Raw genomic sequence first — 787 nt, forward strand, 5'->3', positions numbered from 1 at the left:
GCTATACCCGCAACCCGCTGGCCGACGCGGGCCTGCTGGGTGTGAATGCCGGTGCGGCGTTCCTTGCGGCACTGAGCAGTTACCTGTTCGCGCTGACCGCACCCGAGCAGTACCTCTGGTTCGCCTTCGCGGGAGCACTGATCGCGGGGCTGGTGGTGTTCGGTGCCTCCGCGATCGGTGGCGGCAAGGCGAGTCCGCTCAGCCTGGTACTGGCCGGCGCCGCGGTGACCGCATTCCTGCAGGCGCTGACGAATGCCATTGTGCTCATGGACAATGCGGCGCTGGACTCCTACAGGTTCTGGGTGGTCGGCACGGTGAACGGGCGCGGCGCCGAGGTGTTCTGGCAGGTATTGCCGTTCTTGGCGATCGGTGTGGTACTGGCCGTGACGGCTGCGCCGGGCCTGAATCTGCTGAGCCTCGGCGACGAGGCCGCGCGCGGACTCGGAGTGCATATCGGACGCAACCGGGCGCTCGGGTTGGCCGCCATTGTATTGCTGTGTGGCGCCGCCACTGCGGCGATCGGTCCGATCGCATTCATCGGGCTGATAGTGCCGCATGTCGCAAGGGTTTTCACCGGTCCCGACTATCGCTGGCTGATCCCGTATTCCGGATTGCTCGGTGCGGTGCTGTTGCTGGTCGCCGATGTGGTCGGGCGAATTGTGGCGCGGCCGGGTGAATTACCGGTCGGTGTGATGATCTCCGCGCTGGGTGCGCCCTTCTTCATTCTGCTCGTTCGCCGCAAGAAGCTGATAAGCCTGTGAGCGAGCGTAGCGAGCGAACCATCGAC

Annotated in this window: 1 protein-coding gene; it reads left to right on the top strand. The window is 65.4% G+C overall.

Features of this window, described 5'->3' with window-relative positions; genetic code table 11:
• A partial coding sequence (locus ACW2Q0_RS31130) for a FecCD family ABC transporter permease (RefSeq protein WP_457194495.1) occupies positions 1-761 on the top strand: 761 nt, incomplete at its 5' end.
• Positions 762-787 lie beyond the last annotated feature (26 nt).

The organism is Nocardia citri, from assembly GCF_054065835.1.